Genomic DNA, 19,687 nt, shown 5'->3' with positions numbered 1-19,687 from the left:
AGGGAAAAACTATTGGAATTTAATTTTTACTCATGTGATTTTGTATATGTAATTAAATTTTAGAACAACTTAATTCCTTTTGTATATTTGAGTAATTAATAACTTATAAACTCATGGAAGAATTAGAAATACTTATGGTTATCATTTGGATAGAAACTGTTCTATGAAAAAAATATTTCTTATTATGCTTTCTTTAGGATCTTTAATCTGCTGTAATCCTAAAAATCCAGACACTTCTAAAAGGAGTGCTAATTCAAAATACTATACAAAATTAGATACGGTAAGGATTACTACAGAAACAGGTGATAATTTCAAGTATAGTAAAAAGAATTTCAATGAATTAATTGATAAGCATCCTGAGTTTTTTTATGATTTCCCTGAAAATCCAGACAAATTTTATTTCTGTTTTGGTAATAATGCTGGATTCGGAAGTGAAGCAGGTCAGGATTATTACTATACATTATATACCTATTTTTTAAAACAGAGAAATGGAATTGAAAAATATAAGGAACAACGTAGGACGTTTATCCGTATTTTCTCTAATATCAATTCTATATTTGGTTATATTGCTTACGGAGGCACCTATTTTGGTCATCAAAAAAAAAGAATTCCTGCATATGCTGAATATTTAATTTTTTTGTTTTCACTTGATCAGGAAAAAGCAAATAGCCAGGATCGTTATGATATTTCAAAACAAAAAAAACTTTATATACAGTCTTTGAGACAAATAATTGAAGAAGAAAATAAAATTGATTTTGAGACTGCAGGACAAGAAAAAACTGACCGGATAAAAAAGATGAATGCACTTGTTAATGAAATGGATCACCTGATAACAAATTCTTATTACCTTCATTATGCTCAGCATTTTCATTATCAATATTATCAAAACTTTTAATTACAAATTATCCTTATACTATCAACATTACTAAAATAAACTCATCACACTCCTTACGAAATTACAAATCCATTACCAATATAAACATTTCAATATATTTAATTCATCATAAAGAGAAATATCACTATATTAGTATAACAATTTGAAAAAATCTTTATCATGAACAAAAAAATCAATAACTTGTTTTTCCAGAAAGTATTTACAAAAAGAACTTTCCTTATCGGCATTGTAATCGCTGCCACATTATCCTCTTGTAGCAAAAATAATGACGAAATCGCGAGTGAAACCCAAACCGCAGCACTGGAGGTTTCCTATCTTAAAAAAGGACAATTAGGAGGTCAGGAAATTACCTATGAAAGAAAAAATGGAATGAATTTTTTCCAGGGAGACATTGTTCTTTCCGATCAACAGCTGACAGAAGAAAGCACAGCCAATAAAGGAGGTGCCAGCTTGTACAGATGGCCCAACCGTACCATTTATTATACCATTGCAGGTAATATGGGATCTATTAATGTGAATAAAATCAACACTGCAGTTAATGAATATAATTCCAAGACAAATACCCGCTGGGTTCTGCGTACCAACCAATCCAATTATGTAGAATTTATCTTCGGAAGTTCAAACGGATCAGATGGATGGGCTCATATCGGATATCAGGGTGGTAAGCAGACTGTTTCTCTGGATCAGTACATTTCGGTGGGGTCGGTCATTCATGAAATGGGGCATACCGTAGGACTTTATCACGAACATTCCCGTCAGGACAGAGATCAGTATGTAAGCATTCAATGGGGCAATATTCAGGATGGGCAAGCTTATAATTTCAATAAATATACTTCCGGAACAGATATAGGACCTTTCAATATCAATTCTGTGATGATGTATTGGCCAAATTCTTATTCTAAAAACGGACAGCCTACTATTAAAAGAGCCAATAATACCAACTTCACTTACAATAGGACAGGATTCACAACCGGGGATATCAATACTATTAATGCAATGTACCCTTAAACTTTAAAGCTCTGCATAAATCATAAAAAAGAAAAGAATTCCTAGGAATTCTTTTCTTTTTTATAGTTGTAATGATTAATCAGGATCCTGATCTCATTAAATTCAAAATGACTTGGTAAGGCATTCTTCCACTCTGTTAAAGTCTCATGTGGATTTTTATAAAATTCATCTTCAAAAGCCTTAATTTTATCTGAAGTAATGACTCTTGAAATATCCAGCAATCCCTGTTCAGCAAACTTAGCAAGATGACCGATAACCGTTTCTTTTACCAGTCCTCTTTCCAATGCAATTTCTCCAATGGTCTTTCCCTGTTCAAAAAGTTGGAAAGTTAAAACCTGTGAAGGAACTTTAGCGATTTTCATGCTGACTTCCTTATCATTCTTTTCATCCAGAAGTCTTGTTTCAAGAAGATGAATATCTTTTAAACTGTTCAGATATTCTTCAATATCTTCAAGCCAGCTTTTCACTTCTTCGTTGTATTGCTTCAATCCTTTCGCACCCTTGATTTCTGCATAAAATTCTTTTAATGGATCGAAAATTTTATTTCTGGATTCAGTAAAGAAGAAATTAACGGCTCCTTTTGACTTACTTTCAATTTCAGTCCATTCTTCTTTCTTTTCAATGAAATTATTCACCTTTTGAAAGATAACACGCTCCAGTTTTTCAAAGATTTTCCCAAGATTAGTTGCTTCGTGTTTCAACTGAAGATACAGCTGATTAGCTTTAACACGATCTATATTTTTAGTAACGGAGGAAAGCTTATTCCACTCCTCTACTTCATTTAAAAACCACTGACAATCAATCGTACGAAGAACTTTTCTGATACTGTAATCATACTTTTCCTGATTCAAAATAGCATCTATATGATCGTTAGCAACTGTATTACTATGAAATTGCAGAATTCTGTTGTCTTTAAAAATAACTTCAGGAGTAATTTTTGATTTCAAAACAATTCCCTCCAGTGTTCTGCAACGTGATAAAGCTACGTAAACCTGACCTGCTGTAAAACTTTTTCCGGCATCAATGATCACTTTATCAAACGTAAGCCCCTGGCTTTTATGAATAGTAACAGCCCAGGCTAATTTGATCGGAAACTGCTCAAAACTTCCCAAAACTTCTTCCTTGATCGTTTTATCAGTATCCAGGAAATATTTTTTCTGTTCCCAGGTTTCTTTTTTTACGGTGATTTCTCTTTCACTTTCATCCAGCACAACCCGAATTTCATCTTCATCAAGTCCAATGATTTCACCAAGTTTTCCATTGAAGTACTTCTTTTCTCCGGAAATATCATTTCTGATAAACATGATCTGAGCGCCTATTTTCAGTTCCAAAAACTGTTCATTGGGAAATTGATTTTCCTTGAAATCCCCCACCAGTTTTGCTTCATAAGTTTTGGCGTCTACTTTTATTTCTTTCAGCTTCTCCTGATTGATCTCGTCAGCCATTTTATTATGAGAGCACAGATAAACGTAAGATTCCTTACCCATATCAAAATCCGGATCATATCTCTGGTTAAGCTGATTAAAATCTATATTGGCAACATCACCATCACGGATAGCATTCAGTATGTCCAGAAATCCCTGATCAGACTGTCTGTAAACTTTTGTAAGTTCAATGGTAACAATCGGAATATCTTTAATAGCATGACTGTCAAAAAAGAATGGGGAATCATAATACATTTTCAGAATATGTTCATCTCTCACCACCGGCGGAAGCTGAAACAAATCCCCTATAAACAGCATCTGTACCCCACCAAACCGTTGATTATTTCTTCTGATAAATCGTAAAGAAAAATCCATCATATCCAGCACATCTGCCCTTAGCATGGAAACCTCATCAATAATAATGATCTCAACCTCTCTTAAAAGTTTCAGCTTATCTTTTCGGTATTTGAAATGGGGCATCAGATCAGCTATATTATTAGCCAAACTGGTATCTATCCTTTCTGTCGTAGGCAGAAAAGTTCTCAGGGGTAATCCAAACATGGAGTGGATGGTTACCCCACCCGCATTAATTGCAGCAATTCCCGTAGGCGCAATTACAATATGCTTTTTCTTTGTTCGTCTTACTAAATCGTTAAGAAATGTTGTTTTTCCTGTTCCTGCTTTTCCGGTCAGAAAAACACTTCTGTTCGTGTACTCTATTAAGTCAAAAAAATGATTGTTCATCGTTGTCAAAAATACGGAAATGAATTTGATTTTCTTACCTTGGCATAAGTTTTGAAAATTCTTAAAAAGAAAAAAGTCTATTGTGAAAAAATTTTTCCTTCCTATTCCTGTAATAGTATTATGTACTATACTAACTTTAGTTTCCTGTAATACGACAAAAAACCTTGATACCAATCTTCCTATAGATATTGCCAATCGGCCAGTAGATGAAGAAAGCCAAAAGTATGATCAGGCACAGATAGATAGATTAAAAGCTTCTATTGAAGCTGAAGCCAAAGGGGAAAATTGTACGAATGCCAGCGACTGGACGTTTGCTCCCATGGGCGTAAAATCCTGCGGCGGGCCTCAGCAATATATCGCTTATCCTAAAAAAATTGAAACTTCAATTTTGCCAAGAATCAATGAGTATACGGATAAGGCAAGGATTTTTAACGAAAAATATAATATTACATCTGATTGTATAATGATTATGCCCCCAACCTCGGTTAAATGCATCAAGGGAGAGGCAAGATTGATTACACCGGATTCACAATAAAAAATAAAGCAAAGGTTCTATATCAAATCACTACAAAGGCTTGATATACAAAGCTCCGTCGGAAGACAGAGCTTTTGTTGTTTATATGTTAATTGAAATCCCGAATTCTACAATTCGTAATCTTTCACATTCTCCTTATACCATGATGAATATTTCACATAGTTATCTGCAATTCTGTTCACCTCACCTTCCAATAGCTGGGCGTTGATGTCCTTGATCTTTTTGGCAGGAACTCCACCCCAGACTTCTCCGGATTTAATATGGGTTCCCTGAGTAACTACAGAACCTGCTCCTACAATTGAATTTTCCTCAACGAGGCAAGCATCCATCACAATAGCGCCCATTCCGATCAGTACATTATCTTTAATTGTACATCCGTGAACAATAGCATTATGTCCAATGGAAACATTATTTCCAATATTCAGTGGATGTTTCTGATAGGTACAGTGCAGCATTGCATTGTCCTGAACATTTACCTTATCTCCCATTTTGATATAATGGACATCACCTCTGATCACTGCATTATACCAAACACTGCAGTCTTTCCCCATGGTAACATCGCCAATAATGGTAGCTGTTTCAGCTAAAAACGTATTCTCTCCGATCTGTGGTATTTTCCCTAAAAGTTCTTTTACAAGTGCCATAGTTTTAATTTGAAAATTTGAAAATAAGCCTATTGAAAGTCAGTATTTCCTATCTATTTATTTTTAGCATCTAACTTCTAAATTACAGTGATAGCAAAAATCTAACTTCCAGTTTACAGCTTCTAACTTCTAATGCGTATTTTTGTATCTCAAATTTAACGAAAAAATGCGTACCGTACTTATAGAACCAACTGAAAACCCAAAAGTGATGAAATTTGTTGCAGATTACAACTTGATTCCAGGGTCTTTGGAGTTAGACAGAAATTCAGATGTTTCAGAAATCCCTTTAGCACAGGAGCTTTTCAATTATCCTTTTGTGGAAAGAGTTTTTATCACCGCTAATTTTGTAGCAGTAGCAAAACAGGATACTATTGAATGGGAACATGTAGCTGAAAGTCTGAAAAATGTGATTGAAGATGAATTATTGGCCAATCCGAGAATTTATCTTCAGAAGAAAAAAGAAATGTATCAGATCTATTCTGAGATGACCCCTAACCCGAATGTAATGAAATTTGTTTCCAACAAATTGCTTATGGAAGGTTTTATAGAGGTAAAATCAAGAGAAGCAGCATCTGAAGTTCCTTTGGCCGCTGCTATCTTTAAGGAATTTAATTTTGCTAAAGAGGTTTTTATTTCTGATAACTTTGTAGCAGTTACCAGAGATAACTCTGTGGAATGGCATGAGGTAATGATCACTGTACGTGCTCTTATTGCTGATTACCTTCAGAATGGTGGTGAAATTTCAAATATTGAACCTCAGAAGCATGAAAACCCGGTAGAAAAAATCATCAACAGAGATTATACAGATGATGAGCAGAAAATTTCTGATATTTTAAATGAATATGTAGCTCCGGCTGTAGAGAATGATGGTGGTAAAATTTCTTTAATGGAATACGATCAATCTACCAAAACAGCTAAAATGCTTTTACAGGGAGCTTGTTCAGGATGCCCAAGCTCTACGGCTACCTTGAAGAATGGAATTGAAAATATTTTAAAACAATTCGTTCCGGATCTTGTAGAAAGAGTGGAAGCTGTAAACGGATAATTCATCATTATGACCACTCCTAAAAAAATTCTGATCATTATTGGAAGTGCAACAAAGAGTTCCAGTAATCAGAAACTGATGGAACAGATAATGGAAAAGCTTCCCAATATCCATTTTCAGATGTATGATGATCTTTCTATTCTTCCTCATTTTGACACGGCATTAACTGATGTTGACACTCCTGAGGAAATTGTAAAGATCAGAGAATACATTGATCATTCTGCAGGGGTTATTATTTCTACCCCGGAATATATTTTCAGTATTCCGAGCAGATTAAAAAATGTACTGGAATGGTGTGTTTCCACGAATGTTTTTTCTGACAAACCTGTTGCATTTGTTACGGGTTCTGCCAGTGGAGAGAAAGGTCATGAAGAATTGTTGTTGCTTTTAAAAACATTGGGAGCGAAAACTGATGATAAACATCAGCTTTTAATAAAAGGAATAAAGGGTAAACTGGAGCCTGATGGCTCAGTTGAAAACAATATCTTTGCTAAAGTATTAGAATTGGTAACGGATTTTGAAAAGTCTGTATCATCATTAAAATAAACAAATTGAATAAAAAAGGAATTTTACTGGTTAACCTCGGATCGCCCAGATCTACGGCTGTAAATGATGTAAAGGAATATCTTGATGAATTTTTGATGGATGAAAGAGTAATCGATTACCGTTGGATCTTTCGTGCTCTTCTTGTGCAAGGTATTATCCTGAAAACAAGACCAGCCCAATCTGCTGAAGCCTATAAAACAGTATGGACGGATGAAGGTTCACCTTTAATTGTTATTACTGAAAAAATTCAGAAAAAACTTCAAAAGCTGGTAGATGTTCCGGTGGAAATCGGGATGAGATATGCAGAACCCAGTATTGAAACCGGAATTCAGAAACTTGTGGATCAGGGTATTTCTGAAATTGTTCTTTTCCCTCTATATCCGCAATATGCAATGAGTACAACGGAAACTGTTATTGAAAAAGCAGAAGAGGTAAGAAAGAAGAAATTTCCAGAGGTAAAAATCAATTATATTCAACCTTTTTATAACAGGGATATTTACATCAACTGTCTGGCTGAAAGTATCAAGGAAAAACTTCCTGAGAATTTTGATGCCCTTCAGTTTTCTTATCATGGGGTTCCGGAAAGACATCTGTACAAAACGGATCCTTCCAATACCTGTAAAATAGATGATGCCAACTGTATCAACAGCCAGGTAGACACCCACAATGCTTATTGCTACAGACACCAATGCTATAAAACCACTGAGGCTGTGATTGCTAAGATGGGACTTCCAAAGGAAAAAACCATTGTTTCTTTCCAGTCAAGATTAGGAAAAGACAAATGGATTGAGCCTTATACGGATAAAACACTGGAAACAATTCCTAAAAAGGGTGTTAAAAACCTTGCTGTGGTTTGTCCTGCGTTTGTTTCAGACTGTCTTGAAACTCTGGAAGAGATTTCTGAAGAAGGAAAAGAACAATTCATGCATGGCGGTGGTGAAAATTTCCACTATATTCCGTGCCTGAATGATGAAGACCGATGGATAGAAGTGGTAAAAACGCTTTGTGAAGAAAAACTGAATGATTTCTACCTGGTATAGATCATTGAAATGAAATATAAAAAAAGGCCGCAGAAAAATTTCTGTGGCCTTTCTCTTGAAATATACTAAAGTTTATTTTTTGATAAGATTTCCGGCTTTCTGTCCGTTCACGGTTACAATATAAACACCAGGAAGCATATTGGATGGCAGCTGTATTTCTACTCTATTTGCACCATCAGTAAGATTAACTTTTTCAGAAAGTTCTCTTCTTCCCGTTAAATTAACCAATTCTACAGTTCCTTTACCAGCTTTTCCATTAAACACTACAGTAAATCTGTCTGTTGCCGGATTTGGGCTGATGGCGTAAGGAGACTCGTTGACTGCTGCTGCAATAAGTCCTGCCGGAGAAGTTCCTCCGCCCACTCCTACTGCATTCCAGGCATTGGTAACCTGTATTACTTCATTACTTCCTGCACCATATAGGTCAGCTGCTGCCTGTAAAGAATAGGTTCTTGTATTGGCATAAGTGGAAGTAGAAGTAAGATAAGTAGTCAGTGTTCTGTAAGCAATAGCTCCTGCCTTATCCAGCCCTATTCCGGAAACATTATAGGCAAAACCATTATCGTTGGTTCCTGTTCCTCCTGTTACCAATAAGTAATACCAGAAATTAAGCACTCCTGAATTGGTATGAACGCCACAATAATCATTGGTCGTTTGTGAAGGTACTGCACACCCTGTAGTGGAAGCATCTTTCCAATAGGTTCCTTTATAGGTATCCGGCTGACGGTAAGCATTAGGATTTGCCATATCACGGATCACATAACTGAAATCTTCTCCAAGCGTCCAGCTTGCCTGGGTAGGTCTGGCCCAGCGCTCTATTGTGTTCCCAAAAATATCAGAAAAACCTTCATTAAGTGCTCCCGGTTCTCTTTGATACACAAGATTCGCTGTTTTGGAAGTCATTCCGTGGGTAATTTCATGGCCACAAACATCAATAGCAGTTAAAGGTTTTCCACCATTCGTTGTAGAGCTTCCATCTCCGTAAAGCATTCTCGCTCCATCCCAATAGGCATTGAAAATATTATTGCCGTAGTGAACATAAGACTTTATAGCAAAGTGATTGTTGTCTATACTTTTTCTTCCGAATTTTGTAAAGTAGTAATCCAAGGTCATTTCAGCTCCCCAATGGGCATCGGCAGCATATTGATCCTTATTTGTATTTACATTATTCCATGCATTATCAGTATCTGTAAAATCTACAGCTGATGCGAAGTTAGTTGTCTTTTTCAGGTTATAGGTTTCCACAGCTGTTCCGCCATTTCTTCCTGTTTCTCTCAGCCTGTAGCTCCCGCCATAGGAATCAGTAGTTATATTTCGGCTTCCACTGTACACGGTAGTAGCGGTTCCCGGCGTATTTATTTCATGGATAATTGCATCTGTTCCCAGAACTTTTCCATTCTTGGCATCTACAAATACATATTGTCTGCTCAATGGTTTTTCAGCATAAATATCAAACTTATAAGCAAGTTTCAGGTCTCTTAGCTTTTCATCTGTAGGTTCAGAATAATATACAAGTTCACCCTTAGGAGCAAAACTTGCATTATCATCTTTCAGTTCTTTTTTAATGAATTCTTCGTCTTCTTTATTTTGCCATTTGTATTGGTCTGCACCTACAAAAGCCAAAGCATTCTGTAAGGCTATATTTTCAGAAATATTCGATTTCTTTTCTATTCCCTGTGAAACTTTAAGAACCCATTTCCCGGATTGTCCTACAATTTTACCATCTTTTGTCTGTACAGACATCATTCCATATTCTACTGGAATGTCATTAACGGTCTGTTGGAACCGATGGGTTTCAAAGCCTAATTTATCTGTTTCAATTCCTAATTTACGAGCCTGCCCTGGTGAAAGTCTCTCAGATGTTTCATCATATAAAACAGGACCTCCCTGAAAGGCGGGTCCGTTTTTATCAAATCTTATAAATTCTGAATGTAATCCACTTTTACCAGGAACGACTTTTGATGGGGTGTTTTGTCCAAAAACGAAAGAGCATGCTGCAACGCTTACTGCTAAAATAAATTTTGCTTTCATAATATTATTTTGTTAAATGTGAAAACGAAGGTATAAACTTTTCACAACAAAATGATATATAACTTAAAGGAAATCCAATTGAAAATATAAATCATTAAACAAACCACAATAATGATTTTAAAACAAAGAGAAATAATTAAAAATAATTTTTATTATTATGAAAATTTTAATGAATTAATTTTAAAAAAATCAATAATTTAAGAATTAATATTTTCACTATGCAAAACATTTTATTGTATGAAATTTATCAAAATAGGGAAGAGTAATTAAAAAATTAAGGCTATCTCTACAGAGACAGCCTTTTATATTTTTAATTTTAACAGTTAAATATGGCAACTACCATTCTTTTCTTTCATCATATTCATACTCATATGTCAGATTCTTTTGATCACACTCACTTAATTCATTTTTGATTTTAATTAGCAATTCATCGTAGATTTTATCATAGTGAAAGTGAATTGCTTTTAAAACATATTTTTTATTGGAAGGTGGCCAATATCCTTTATTGATATAGGTATTATTTTTTTCTATGTACTGTAATATTTCTAATGCTTCTTTATTTTTATAAGCAGCAACTGCCCTTACAAAAAATAACATTTCTTCAGTAATATTGAGTTTAGGGCTCAATTGATCCTTAACCTGCTTTTCAAAATAAATTTTCAATAAAGGAAAGAATTTTTCATCAGGAAAGCGCTCTATACTTTTAAAGATAAAACTACCACAAGGATTACGATTGATACTTTTACTAAATAAGTTATACAAAAGCTCAACATCTTCTTTCTTTTTGAATTTACTCAGGGCAAAGGCTGCTCCCAATTGTATCCCACATTTTTCATTATTACCCTGAGCCCTATCTTTGATAAGCTTATAAAACTTCTCATCCGGATCAATATCCCGGATCATCTCATCTGAAACTTCAAGATAAGGATGTTCTAAAAGAACTTTCTCTACTAAAACCTTCTTTTGAATCGGAGACAACCCATTTTTGTCATGAGCTTTCAGAATCATCAGATCTGATACTGTAAAGCTTCCCCCAGCATCTTCATAATACTCCCAGGTAACTTTATCTTTATCATTAAGGTGATTAAGCAAAAGATCAAAATATTCGGTTTCTCCTCTATTGACAATTTCTCTATAAGAAATTACTCTCAACAGGGGTTTTTCAAAGTTCATTAATTTTATCAGCTCTTCCTTTGTCGCTTTCTTATTCAGTATATTTCTCGCTACAGTATCAGAAACCGGAACCTTTTTTTCCTTTGAAAGCTTTTGTAGATAAGGTCTCAACTCATCACGAAAATCATCAAGTTCACTTCTATTTTCATTTTTACAGGAAATAAAAACACAAAAAAAAATTAAAATCGATATAAATCTTATCATTTTCTAACAGGAGTCCTGAATTCACCATACCCCATTAACCCATCATAGTTTCTGCCAAAGGGAGCAAAATAAAGGAACGCCTGATAAAGGTTTTCTGTCTGCCAGAAATTACCGTTCACTTCACCAAAATCCAATGGTGCCTCTCCTTGCTTTGTGGCTAAAATATAGTTGTAAAACCCTTGCTTCAGAAATAATTTAGCTACGTATTGTTTAGTTGCAGCATCATACTGCATCTGATTTTCTTTACTTGGTTTAAAACCATTAAACCCACCCAGAATGTAGATATCTTTATCTACAGGGTCAGATTCAAGATAAAAATGCACCCATGAATAATCTGCTTCTCTTTCAGCATCTCTTTCTCTTCCCAGATCATTTCGTCTGTAATACCAGGCCCCGTTTACGTCAGGTTGATATTGATAATTTAAAGGAAATGCCCATACCGGATGTAAATAGGTCTGATTCGTATCATCTTTTACTTCTACCGCACGAACCATATCGGCAGCAACAGTCATATTTTTATTATCGAAATAATAAAATTCATTATCTCCCGGAAAAGCAAGATTCATCTGCTGGAAAAGCAGTTGATTCCCCAAAACAGAACTTGGCTTCAGATTGGAAATGGTCATATTCGGGTTATTATTCTGCATCACATTCAAACTCATTGAGTTGACATTAGAAGAAAGATCACCCGCTTTCGGTAAAGCCTGTATTTCTAATCTCTGATTGATATTCGGATTCTTGGCATCTGCTATTCTCGAAACTTTAACTCCCAAGGTCGCCACATCTTCCACCAGATAAAAACGTCTCTTGAAAAGAGGTTTATCTGCAGAGTCTTTATAAACGATCAATTCAAAGTTTCCTGATATTTTCGGTTGAATTTTATCATTGGGAAAAGTCAGCTTATAATGGGTATAAGCCTGCAGTGTATTGAATGAATACTGAAACTTATCCAAAAGTGCATTCATAGTTCCATTGGCAAACTCCGTAAAAAACAGATTATCATCATTCCAGTTTCTGTCATAATGTTTGATGGTATACCGGTAGATCTCGCTACCATTGGTAAGATCATCAAAACTCAACACCAATTGTTCACCGAACTTAATGACCGGTGTTTCATCATTCGTCTGTGGATTAAATAACTGGATGCTTTGGATATTCTGTCCATACACCAGCCCACCTAAGGAAAGTAAGAGTATTCGCAAAGTTTTCATTATGACGAAGATAGCGAAAAATAGCCATTTTCTTAATAATATCGTATTTTTGAGTCAAAATATTAAGATTATGCTTCAGATTCAAGGCTTCGTATGCAACTTTGCAAGTGAAAACACCTATATACTTTATAACGAAAACAAAAATGCCTGGTTAATTGATCCGGGGAATATGAATGAGCAGGAAACCAAAGCCATTGATAACTTCATCAAAGAAAATGAGCTGAACATTCAGAAAATTCTTTTAACGCATGCGCATATTGATCATGTTTTAGGACTTCAATGGGCATTTGACACCTTTAAAGTTCCGGTAAATATGCATCAGGAAGATCAGGAAGTTCTTGATATGCTTCAGGCAAGCGGATTGAGATTCGGATTCCCTGTTGATCCAGTACAAGTAGACATTGTATACGTTAACGAAGGAGAAGAACTTGATCTGGACGGTGAAAAATTTAAAATTTACCATGTTCCGGGACATTCACCAGGAAGTGTGGTTTATCATAACGAAAATCAGAAGTTTATGATCTCCGGCGATGTGCTTTTTGAAGGCAGTATCGGCAGAACAGATCTTTACAAAGGAAACTATGAGCAACTGATTGATGGGATTAAAACAAAACTTTTCGTACTGGATCCTGAAACACAGGTCTTCTCAGGTCATGGAAATCCTACATCGATTGGTTTTGAGAAACAGTATAATCCGTTTTTGAAGTAAAAAAATAAAACTTCTAAGATTACAAATTGATATTGCAGTGAATTGAACCTTGTTGTAAATTATAATTTTGGTGATACAGCCTGTTTAAATAATTATTCAATGGAAAACTCAATAAAAATAGGAAATCATTACTATGATATCAACAGTGATCATTTCAGGCTGGAATGGGGAGAATCTTTAAGTAATTTCAGTGAATTATCTTACCTGAGTCAATTTCCTAATCTTAGATCTGCTACTTTTACCAATACAAACCTCAACGATGAAGGATTGGCTCATGTATCAGACTGCAGTATGATTGATAATTTAAATTTACAGGATACCGAAATTACAAACGAAGGCATACAATATTTACAAAATCTGTACACTCTGAGATATCTTCGATTAAAAGACAACTTACAACTTACAGATGAATGCGTTCCCTATTTGATAGAGCTGGAGAGTTTAGAGAATCTTGAAATACAAGAAACATCAATTACTGAAAATGGGCTGAAAAAATTAACGGCTTTGAAATATCTTGAAAAGCTTAGTATTTACGTTCAGAATAACAATTACACATTTGAAGGTCTTTTACAAATATCCCGTGAACTTCCAAAAGATTGTGAGCTTTTAGCAAAAGGAAATGGGTCATTCTATAATGGGGAATTTAAAGGCACATGGAAAGACTAAAAAAGACGAATGTTTATGAACAAAACATACACTATTAATCAGATTGACGCTGTATTTGATCTACTGGTATCAGATTCATCATATTTGAAGAAAAAATGGAGTAAATATTACAATAAAGAATATAAAGACAATTGTGAACGGCTTTTATATTTTGACATGATGGCTGTTAGCGCTTTCATAATAGTGTTATTTCAAAAGAAAAAATCAAAAGCCCTTCAATCATTTTTTGATAAAGTTGAAATCATCCTTAATGATGCTGATTCCGAAGTTGAAAATTTAATTTTGGCAGGATTAATAGAGGGAATCCAACAGATATGTCCATATAAAAAAATTGATATGCGATACGAATTTGATAGCTGGCTCTCTCCTTTGACCAAAAAGCATTGGGATAAATTAACTGGCTTTTATAAATTTGATTAAATCATATAAGAGACCTATACCACATGCAATAGAGTTCTTTACATAAGACTATCTGAATAGAAATTATAAAAAAACTTTTCTAGCAGACAAAAATAAAACCGTCAGGACTAAGTTCTGACGGTTTCATGTTATAAAGAAATAGAGTTTAGAAATCTAAAGTGATTGAAGCTCTTGCAGCTGCTCCCATAATAGGTCTTGCCATTCTGATATTAGATCCTGATACGGTCTGAGATCTTGGATCCCCCTCTGTAATACCGATCGTATTAAAGATATTGGTTCCGTCTACAGCAAAACGGATTTTACCAAGCTGATAAGACATTCCTGCCCCAAATTCTGTGAATGAAGGCAGAATATTATCATCTGTATTCCCTTCATCCTGAAAACGTTTTCCATAATAATTCATACTTACATACGCTCTCCATTCTTTGGTAATATTTACCGCAGGAGCAATATTGAAATAGAACTTAGGAATTCTTCTTACTACATTTCCATCATAGTTGAAAGTACTGCCGTCAGCATTTCTTCCTGTAAAATCCTTATACTTAGGATTCTGAATGGTCCCATTGAAAGTAACTTCAAAAATATTGTTGAATAATCTGGCATACCCTTCAATTTCTACCCCAAGATTGGTCGTATTGGCAAATTTATTCTCTGAGGTTCCGTCTGAATAGACATCCGTAAACGAAAGATTTTTAAGCGCCGAATAAAAAGGAATTACTGCAATATCAAAAGTACGCGAATAGTACTTATATCCCACTTCCAATTGGTTCGTTAATACGGGTTTTACAAGATCCAGTTTCCCTATATTATTATAGTATGCTTCTTCATTCGGAGATCTGAAACCATGGGAAAAACGGGCATATACCGCATTTTCACGATTGATCTTATAATTGGAAGCCAAAGTATAAGAGACTTTATTAATATCATAATACCAATAAGTAAACTGATTCCCCAGAACATTCATGTTATCATCTGCTGTTGTAGTATTAAAACCATGAGTTCCATCAACCGTTAAACCGGAATTATTAAGATTGGCCGTAGTGGTATTTACTTTATATCCTCTATAATAATCACGACTGTAACGGATCCCTCCATTAAAACTTAATGCATCAGTTACGTTATAATCTACATTTAAATAAAGGTCATTCAGACTTCCCTGAATCTGTGAATCCCTAAGTAAAGTAGACATATCCGTAACACCATTATAGGTCTTAGAATATCCAGTACTGCTTGGGCTAAGGGACGGGTCTACCAAGTTCAAAAGTTCTGGTCTGTCTGTAGCAGTGGTCAGGATATTACTCCAGTTCCAGTATTGATGGGATTTCCAGTTTGATTTATAAAATCCGGCAGTTACATTTCCTTTATCAAATTTATAATTGAACTGTAAATCATTCATAAAATTATTCATCTTCTTATCAATAGCCCAGAAACCAAGCTTCTGTACATACTCAGGATTAACCACGGCTCCACTGCTTACCAATGAATACTGATAATTGGTCATTCCCAGGTCTTGGGCAAACTTAGCAGCATTTTTGGGTGCTCCGGCAGGGAAAATCCCTGTATAGTTCATATCAATATTGGTATATCTTGTTTTATTGATAACGCTGAAATTTCCGCCTAGGTCATATTTAAACTCAGCACCCAATACATCTACTTTCGGATGAATTCCATCTTCCAGATTTCTGCTGAAGAAACCACCTCCGGCTTGTGGGATATTTAACTGACTTATTGCTCTATAGCTGTAAGTTCCATAATTAGGATCAAAACCATTGAACCCTTTTAATTTATCTCCATCCTGCGTCAAAGGAATCGGAAGGAAGAATGTATTTCTGTCATCCAGTTTTTTATAGTACACTTTCACATAGCCTTTATCAAAGACATACTTCAGGTTCATCCTGATCTGTCCGCCATTATTCGCTTTGAATCCTGTTTTTCTGATTCCGTCATCCGACCTGTAGAAACCGCCGATATTAAAGAATAATTTATCTTTCACCAAAGCTCCACCAATATTAAGATCTGTACGGATAAGACCATAAGTACTGGTTTCCAGCTTAGCAGTTCCTCTAAAATCATTGGTTCCTTCTCTCGTAATAAAGTTGATAAGTCCTCCTGGGGAATTATTGGCATAAATAGATCCGGAACCTCCTCTCAAAGCTTCTAATCTGCTTACGGAATTATCTACACGGAAAAAATTATCAGCATTAGCGAATTGAAGGGCTCCATCTTCAAAAACCGGAAGACCATCTTCCTGCACCTGCACAAATTCATAAGCTCCTGCGGAAGGAATACCTCTTGCAAAAAGGTTATTTCCTACTTCCCCACCTGAAGTTTCCACAGCAAACCCCGGAACTCTCTGTAGCAAAGCTGCGGCACTGATCGGATTCTGTTTTTGAATTTCTTTGGCACTAAATGTTGAAATAGCGGTACTGGATTCTATTTTTTTCTTGGGATTGGAATTTCCTGTAATGACAACCTGATCGATAGAAGAAACTTTCACAGAATCCTGTGGAGTTTCCTGTGCATACGCTTTATTGAAATACAATACAGCAGTTGCGGCAATTAAGAATATCGATTTTTTTTTCATAGCCTTATTTTTTTATTGTTAGTTTCAGTTTTGTTGTAGTTTTAAATACACACCATTCGTCCAACCGAATCCATCCTGATTGGGATATTCCCCGCCTCCTGCTATTGTTTCCGTATCTAATGCATTGTATTTTTCCATCAGTTTTCCTGTATTTTTATATACCCTTTCTACATTTGAACACCAGTTGTTTTTTATCTCTTCTGCCGTTTCATTAAAGCCATAATTTTTCATTGCTTCAAAACCAAGCCATTGGTAAGGTGCCCAGGCATTGGGTAAATCCCATTGCTGTCCTGTTTTTTTGGTAGTAGTAACCAATCCACCCGGGTATAAAAACTTTTCAGAAATAATTTCCGCTACAGCTTCAGCCTGCTCCTGATCTGCAATTCCAAGGAATAAAGGGTAAAGAGCAGCAATATGTTCAGACGCTGTTTTTGTGTTTTTTTTGATATGATAATCTCTGTAAATCTTCGTCTTTTCATCCCAGAAGTATTTATTAATCATATGTCTTCGATTTGCTGCTCTTTCAGTAAAATAATTTTCTTTGTCTTTCAGATTCTGAAGCGCTGATGATTTTGCCAATGTGGTTTCCAGATGCCATAAAAGACAGTTTAGATCTACCTGAGCAAGGTTAAGCGTTTCAATGGTCTGTATATGTTCTCCGTCTTCAAACCATCTGCTGGAAAAATCCCAGCCGGATTCACAGGCGCTTCTTATATTTCTGTAAAACTCTTCTCCTGAAGCACTCTCCTGATCTTCGATGTCAATCAGGTAACTTTCCGGACGAGGTTCATTTTCTGCATCATAATATCTATTTAAAATATCTCCATCCTGAGTTTTCACTACTCTTTTGATTCCTGTATTACTGTCTACTTCCTCTTCCCCATTCATCCAGAAAGCATATTCCTTCTCTAAAGTATCGTGATATTTTGAATAAATAATTTCATCATTCTTTGTCTCCGCAACCAGTTGCAGCATCAAAGAAAAGTAAGGTGGCTGCGAGCGGCTCAAGAAATGAGTCCTGCTCGCATTGGGAACAAAACCAACATTTTGAATCAGATAGGAACAGTTTTCCACAATATTCTCCATCATTTCCACTCTACCGGAAACCTGTAAACCAAGCATAATAAAATAGCTGTCCCAATAAAAAAATTCATTGAAACGTCCACCGGGAACGATATAAGGTTTTGGTAATTTTAAAAGTGTTCCTTTTTCTTCGTAAGCTGTGCGTGTTAATTCATCCCAAAGCTTTTCTATATGCTGCTCAATGGGAAGATGATCTTCTCTTCGGACAGACACTTTAGCCCCCAGAAAATCAAAATGAGTCATCACAAAATTCTTCAGATCAAAGCCTGTAGAATTTTTCTCCTGCTCATATTTTGCATTGATCTCTGCAATCGGAAATAAAGGAACTGCATCGGTCATCATTTTTTGATCTTCAAAAATTTTCGACTTCTGTACGGCATCAAAAAGCACCTGGATTTCTTTGATATAAAGCTGATTACTCATTATTTTTTAGGATTAATTTTTAATTTATTCATGAAAATTGCTGAAGTTATCAACAATGAAAGTGGAATCAGGGACAGATAAAATGCCTGCTGCCCACTGAATTCCTGAAATACAAAGCCTGTAATAATTGAACCTATTGTTCCTCCAATTGCTGAAAAAACTACGATTAAACCAGACATTGCACTGTGTAAATATTTCGGAATAGAAGCCAGAATCACTGAATTGATACTCGGATAAATCGGAGCCAGTAAGCCTCCCATTAATGGAAATAAATACACTACAAGTGGCGCATTCAGCCAATTTGTTCCGGCATCAATATGAATATTATGAGTTAAGGGAAGTACTAAAATTAAACTTACCGCAAAACCAATAACGCAGAACGATACCACATAAATCCAGCTAATTTTTCGGGAAAAGAAACCGGATAAAAATCTTCCCAGGGCAAAGGCTCCTGCTAAAACTGCTCCTGCCTGAATACTCATAGACGTTGGAACTTTTAAAATTTCTTTATAAAATGTGGGGGTCCATGTCTGGAAGCTCTGCTCTACCAATACAAAAAGGAAAGCACACAGTAAAAAAAACAATACTTTTTTATAACTGAACAAGCTTATACTGTTCTTCAAATCACCTAATAAATCAGTTTTTTCACTTTTCGCTTCTTTTTCATTCAGTTTTGAAAAGAATAAAAATAAAAATGACAGTGATGAAAGCACTCCTAACACCCAATAGACATTCAGCCAGTGAGTAGATTTCGGATTATGATCATCAATATATAAACTGAATAAAACATTTCCTGCCAATACACCAATCATGAAAAACCCTTCCAGAAATCCCATAAAACTTGAGTGTTCTTTATCTGTCTCTGTTACTAAACCTATAGAAGTAAAAACAGAAATTTTAATCAGAGCGAAAGAAACTCCTACAATGGCAAATAATAATTTGAAGATCCAGAAATCATTCGTAAACGGCATCACAAAACACATTCCACTCACCAGAAATAATGCAATCAGCATTGATTTTTTAATTCCGATTTTAGGAAGAAATGAAGCAAGAATGAATGAACAGATCGCAATCGGAAGATCTTTAAATCCTTCCAATACACTCGCAGATGATTTTGAAATTCCAAAATTTTGCTGAACCTGCAAAATAACAGTTCCCACAGAATTCAGAAGAATTGCGAAAACAAAATAGTTCAAAAACAAAACCGCCTTGATGTTGATGTTTTTCATTCAGGTTATTTCTTTGCGGCTAAGATAGAAGCATTTCTGTTCACAATAATTTAACACAATAAATCAATATTTG

Annotated in this window: 17 protein-coding genes; 9 read left to right on the top strand and 8 right to left on the bottom strand. The window is 35.3% G+C overall.

The window, feature by feature from the left end:
- Positions 1 to 163 precede the first annotated feature (163 nt).
- Positions 164 to 895 carry a hypothetical protein gene (locus M2372_RS14425; protein ID WP_123320672.1) on the top strand — a complete coding sequence of 244 codons (732 nt, stop codon included), beginning with the start codon at positions 164 to 166 and terminating at the stop codon, positions 893 to 895.
- 159 nt (positions 896 to 1,054) lie between these two features.
- Positions 1,055 to 1,903, top strand: coding sequence for a M12 family metallopeptidase (locus M2372_RS14420; protein ID WP_123320673.1), 849 nt, complete (start codon positions 1,055 to 1,057; stop codon positions 1,901 to 1,903).
- 41 nt (positions 1,904 to 1,944) lie between these two features.
- On the opposite strand, the gene M2372_RS14415 is transcribed toward M2372_RS14420, so the two are convergent.
- Positions 1,945 to 4,071 (bottom strand): helix-turn-helix domain-containing protein, encoded by a 2,127-nt coding sequence (locus tag M2372_RS14415; RefSeq protein ID WP_115973672.1) that lies wholly within the window; start codon positions 4,069 to 4,071, stop codon positions 1,945 to 1,947.
- Positions 4,072 to 4,153: 82 nt separating this feature from the next.
- Here M2372_RS14415 and M2372_RS14410 point away from each other — a divergent pair, with 82 nt between their 5' ends.
- Complete coding sequence (locus M2372_RS14410) at positions 4,154 to 4,606, top strand: hypothetical protein (protein WP_123320674.1); 453 nt, start codon at positions 4,154 to 4,156, stop codon at positions 4,604 to 4,606.
- Between the two features lie 107 nt (positions 4,607 to 4,713).
- Here the strand turns inward: M2372_RS14410 and M2372_RS14405 are convergent, their stop codons facing one another.
- On the bottom strand, positions 4,714 to 5,250 hold the full coding sequence (locus tag M2372_RS14405; protein ID WP_115973670.1) for a gamma carbonic anhydrase family protein: 537 nt from the start codon (positions 5,248 to 5,250) through the stop codon (positions 4,714 to 4,716).
- Positions 5,251 to 5,416: 166 nt separating this feature from the next.
- On the opposite strand from M2372_RS14405, the gene M2372_RS14400 reads away from it, so the two are divergent.
- From M2372_RS14400 to hemH, 3 genes are read left to right on the top strand one after another with little or no spacing between them, the layout of a single operon-like run.
- Positions 5,417 to 6,295, top strand: coding sequence for a NifU family protein (locus tag M2372_RS14400; RefSeq protein WP_123320675.1), 879 nt, complete (start codon positions 5,417 to 5,419; stop codon positions 6,293 to 6,295).
- Between the two features lie 9 nt (positions 6,296 to 6,304).
- Positions 6,305 to 6,841 (top strand): NADPH-dependent FMN reductase, encoded by a 537-nt coding sequence (locus M2372_RS14395; RefSeq protein ID WP_123320676.1) that lies wholly within the window; start codon positions 6,305 to 6,307, stop codon positions 6,839 to 6,841.
- A gap of 5 nt (positions 6,842 to 6,846) precedes the next feature.
- Positions 6,847 to 7,881, top strand: coding sequence for a ferrochelatase (gene hemH, locus M2372_RS14390; protein WP_115973667.1), 1,035 nt, complete (start codon positions 6,847 to 6,849; stop codon positions 7,879 to 7,881).
- 72 nt (positions 7,882 to 7,953) lie between these two features.
- Here the strand turns inward: hemH and M2372_RS14385 are convergent, their stop codons facing one another.
- The 3 genes from M2372_RS14385 to M2372_RS14375 all read right to left on the bottom strand — a co-directional run bounded on the left by M2372_RS14385 (position 7,954) and on the right by M2372_RS14375 (position 12,500).
- Positions 7,954 to 9,912 (bottom strand): M4 family metallopeptidase, encoded by a 1,959-nt coding sequence (locus M2372_RS14385; RefSeq protein WP_123320677.1) that lies wholly within the window; start codon positions 9,910 to 9,912, stop codon positions 7,954 to 7,956.
- 336 nt (positions 9,913 to 10,248) lie between these two features.
- On the bottom strand, positions 10,249 to 11,289 hold the full coding sequence (locus tag M2372_RS14380; RefSeq protein WP_123320678.1) for a hypothetical protein: 1,041 nt from the start codon (positions 11,287 to 11,289) through the stop codon (positions 10,249 to 10,251).
- Positions 11,286 to 12,500 carry a DUF5103 domain-containing protein gene (locus tag M2372_RS14375; protein ID WP_115973665.1) on the bottom strand — a complete coding sequence of 405 codons (1,215 nt, stop codon included), beginning with the start codon at positions 12,498 to 12,500 and terminating at the stop codon, positions 11,286 to 11,288. Before M2372_RS14375 ends, M2372_RS14380 begins: the two co-directional genes overlap by 4 nt.
- Positions 12,501 to 12,570: 70 nt before the next feature.
- Between M2372_RS14375 and M2372_RS14370 the strand changes: the two genes are divergently transcribed.
- The 3 genes from M2372_RS14370 to M2372_RS14360 all read left to right on the top strand — a co-directional run bounded on the left by M2372_RS14370 (position 12,571) and on the right by M2372_RS14360 (position 14,295).
- The gene (locus tag M2372_RS14370; protein ID WP_123320983.1) at positions 12,571 to 13,209 is read left to right on the top strand and encodes an MBL fold metallo-hydrolase; all 639 of its coding nucleotides are present in this window, start codon (positions 12,571 to 12,573) and stop codon (positions 13,207 to 13,209) included.
- A 99-nt stretch (positions 13,210 to 13,308) separates the two neighbouring features.
- Positions 13,309 to 13,875, top strand: a complete 567-nt coding sequence (locus M2372_RS14365; protein ID WP_148060804.1) for a hypothetical protein — start codon at positions 13,309 to 13,311, stop codon at positions 13,873 to 13,875.
- Positions 13,876 to 13,890: 15 nt separating this feature from the next.
- A complete protein-coding gene (locus M2372_RS14360; RefSeq protein ID WP_123320680.1) occupies positions 13,891 to 14,295 on the top strand; it encodes a hypothetical protein in 405 nt (134 codons plus the stop codon).
- 145 nt (positions 14,296 to 14,440) lie between these two features.
- On the opposite strand, the gene M2372_RS14355 is transcribed toward M2372_RS14360, so the two are convergent.
- From M2372_RS14355 to M2372_RS14345, 3 genes are read right to left on the bottom strand one after another with little or no spacing between them, the layout of a single operon-like run.
- A complete protein-coding gene (locus M2372_RS14355; RefSeq protein ID WP_123320681.1) occupies positions 14,441 to 16,879 on the bottom strand; it encodes a TonB-dependent receptor in 2,439 nt (812 codons plus the stop codon).
- 24 nt (positions 16,880 to 16,903) lie between these two features.
- Positions 16,904 to 18,385: a trehalase family glycosidase gene (locus M2372_RS14350; protein WP_123320682.1), complete on the bottom strand. Its 1,482-nt coding sequence runs from the start codon at positions 18,383 to 18,385 to the stop codon at positions 16,904 to 16,906.
- Positions 18,385 to 19,614 carry a sugar MFS transporter gene (locus M2372_RS14345; protein ID WP_123320683.1) on the bottom strand — a complete coding sequence of 410 codons (1,230 nt, stop codon included), beginning with the start codon at positions 19,612 to 19,614 and terminating at the stop codon, positions 18,385 to 18,387. Before M2372_RS14345 ends, M2372_RS14350 begins: the two co-directional genes overlap by 1 nt.
- Between the last annotated feature and the right edge of the window lie 73 nt (positions 19,615 to 19,687).

It is taken from the genome of Chryseobacterium sp. BIGb0232, assembly GCF_024810195.1.
GTDB lineage: Bacteria > Bacteroidota > Bacteroidia > Flavobacteriales > Weeksellaceae > Chryseobacterium > Chryseobacterium pennae.
This window is presented reverse-complemented; position numbering and strand designations above follow the sequence as displayed.

What these genes read in the sequence shown, in the direction of transcription:
- M2372_RS14425 (WP_123320672.1), top strand. Translation starts at nt 164, where the DNA reads ATGAAAAAAATATTTCTTATTATGCTTTCTTTAGGATCTTTAATCTGC.
- M2372_RS14420 (WP_123320673.1), top strand. Translation starts at nt 1,055, where the DNA reads ATGAACAAAAAAATCAATAACTTGTTTTTCCAGAAAGTATTTACAAAA.
- M2372_RS14415 (WP_115973672.1), bottom strand. Translation starts at nt 4,071, where the DNA reads ATGAACAATCATTTTTTTGACTTAATAGAGTACACGAACAGAAGTGTT.
- M2372_RS14405 (WP_115973670.1), bottom strand. Translation starts at nt 5,250, where the DNA reads ATGGCACTTGTAAAAGAACTTTTAGGGAAAATACCACAGATCGGAGAG.
- M2372_RS14400 (WP_123320675.1), top strand. Translation starts at nt 5,417, where the DNA reads ATGCGTACCGTACTTATAGAACCAACTGAAAACCCAAAAGTGATGAAA.
- M2372_RS14395 (WP_123320676.1), top strand. Translation starts at nt 6,305, where the DNA reads ATGACCACTCCTAAAAAAATTCTGATCATTATTGGAAGTGCAACAAAG.
- M2372_RS14385 (WP_123320677.1), bottom strand. Translation starts at nt 9,912, where the DNA reads ATGAAAGCAAAATTTATTTTAGCAGTAAGCGTTGCAGCATGCTCTTTC.
- M2372_RS14380 (WP_123320678.1), bottom strand. Translation starts at nt 11,289, where the DNA reads ATGATAAGATTTATATCGATTTTAATTTTTTTTTGTGTTTTTATTTCC.
- M2372_RS14375 (WP_115973665.1), bottom strand. Translation starts at nt 12,500, where the DNA reads ATGAAAACTTTGCGAATACTCTTACTTTCCTTAGGTGGGCTGGTGTAT.
- M2372_RS14370 (WP_123320983.1), top strand. Translation starts at nt 12,571, where the DNA reads ATGCTTCAGATTCAAGGCTTCGTATGCAACTTTGCAAGTGAAAACACC.
- M2372_RS14365 (WP_148060804.1), top strand. Translation starts at nt 13,309, where the DNA reads ATGGAAAACTCAATAAAAATAGGAAATCATTACTATGATATCAACAGT.
- M2372_RS14360 (WP_123320680.1), top strand. Translation starts at nt 13,891, where the DNA reads ATGAACAAAACATACACTATTAATCAGATTGACGCTGTATTTGATCTA.
- M2372_RS14355 (WP_123320681.1), bottom strand. Translation starts at nt 16,879, where the DNA reads ATGAAAAAAAAATCGATATTCTTAATTGCCGCAACTGCTGTATTGTAT.
- M2372_RS14350 (WP_123320682.1), bottom strand. Translation starts at nt 18,385, where the DNA reads ATGAGTAATCAGCTTTATATCAAAGAAATCCAGGTGCTTTTTGATGCC.
- M2372_RS14345 (WP_123320683.1), bottom strand. Translation starts at nt 19,614, where the DNA reads ATGAAAAACATCAACATCAAGGCGGTTTTGTTTTTGAACTATTTTGTT.